The 1,429-nt window shown below is 63.0% G+C and carries 1 protein-coding gene and 1 pseudogene; one reads left to right on the forward strand and one right to left on the reverse strand.

The genetic code is table 11. From position 1 onward, the window contains the following. Nucleotides 1-206: pseudogene (locus G6027_RS16935) on the forward strand (hypothetical protein); the annotation flags it as partial. Nucleotides 207-222: 16 nt separating this feature from the next. Here the strand turns inward: G6027_RS16935 and G6027_RS16940 are convergent. Continuing rightward, nucleotides 223-1,197 (reverse strand): hypothetical protein, encoded by a 975-nt coding sequence (locus G6027_RS16940; protein ID WP_182638156.1) that lies wholly within the window; start codon nucleotides 1,195-1,197, stop codon nucleotides 223-225. Between the last annotated feature and the right edge of the window lie 232 nt (nucleotides 1,198-1,429).

The following is a 1,429-nucleotide window of genomic DNA, read 5'->3' on the forward strand; positions in this document are numbered from 1 at the left end:
CTGCGGCGGGCGCGCTGTTCTTCGACCGCATGATCTACGGGGCGTCGGGGCCGTCGTGGGACTGGTTCCCGCCCGGGGCGGGGTGGCTGGTCTTCGGCGCGATGATCGGTGCCTTCACCGTCGCGGTGCTGGCCCATGTCAGCCACTCGCCGGAACTGCGGGACGGGGTCGACGACGTCGAGCACCAGTCTCTCTCTGAATCGTAGGGGCTACCTGCCGGTGTCAGGAGGTCTGAGAGGAGTCACGGAGGGGCAGAGCGACTTCTGAACCGTCTGTGATTGCACCTAGGTACTGCAGCTGTGACGCGAGATTGCCGTGTAGGTCACGCTGTTCGCTGGCCGCGTCGAGGAGAACGGGCCCCTCGGTCGAGGGAGGCAAGGCTTCGTCGAACGCCGCTGCCCGTTCCGAGTACACGGCCATCTGGTCGCGCTGGTCGAGCAGATCCGAGATGAGCTCCAGGTGCTCGCGGTAGACGATGAGTGCGGCCACCTGCTCTATGAGTTCTGCCCGAATCGCACCGATTCGCTGCTGTTCCCTTTCCCACTGCTGACGTAGTTCCGGTTGGGACCGCGACGGTGTCGGAAGAATTGTTGAGGAAAACCGCAGAAGGTGCAGTGCCCGGTCGGTAAGGCGGCCGAGGACGTCCGAGATATCGATCCGGCCGACACCATTGGCCATCTCCGCCGATCCCCACGCCCGGGTGTGGACGATCGCAGCAGTCTGCCATCGAGCCATCCAGATGATCCGGAGCTCGAGCTCGGTGGTGTGTCCGCCAAATAGTCCGTCGCTCGCTGGAGTGCTGGCGCGCACGCGCGCCAGGCCCCTTGATGGAGTGGGCCAGATGAGGACTACCAACCACACCAAGCCGAACAGTAGCGAGAGCTCGGGGCGGGCAACACTGACAACGGTGAGGAGAAACAGCCCCCAGAGGATCACACGGCGGAACCATAGTGTTCGACGCTCCGTCCCGGTCTCGTCGGGTTTCGAGTCCGGCCTGAAAGGTAGCGGAATAACCGCCGGGAGCTGCTCAAGGGCGATCTCCCTCCGTTGTCGATGCGTCAATCCTTCCGCGCGGTGGTCAAAGGGCTGGAGGTCCAGGACACCCTGTGACGGGGCCGAGCGCTTGAGCGCGCTCTCCACAAACTCAACAGTCTCGGCAAGAGCCTGTTCAAGCGGGCGTTCTTCTCCAGGTGGCATTGCGGATCTCCTCACAAATGGCGATGCTCCGAAACTCTATTCATTTGGTCGGACGACTGAGACCGTAAGGGCATTCTTCGAGTAGTGGATGAGGCAGTCGGTCGGACCCCAAATTCTCGATACTCAGGGAGAAAAGCACTGTCCGTTTCCAGCAGGCGGCCGGAGGGTCGCGAACTGGTCGGTGATGCGCAACCTGCGCTCGGAGGGTAAGTCCCGTGGAGTGGTGGGGTTT

The organism is Dietzia sp. SLG310A2-38A2 (assembly GCF_014145095.1).
Taxonomy (GTDB): Bacteria; Actinomycetota; Actinomycetes; order Mycobacteriales; family Mycobacteriaceae; genus Dietzia.

Excerpts from the sequence above, each read along its gene's own strand:
- G6027_RS16940 (WP_182638156.1), bottom strand. The coding sequence starts at position 1,197 with ATGCCACCTGGAGAAGAACGCCCGCTTGAACAGGCTCTTGCCGAGACT.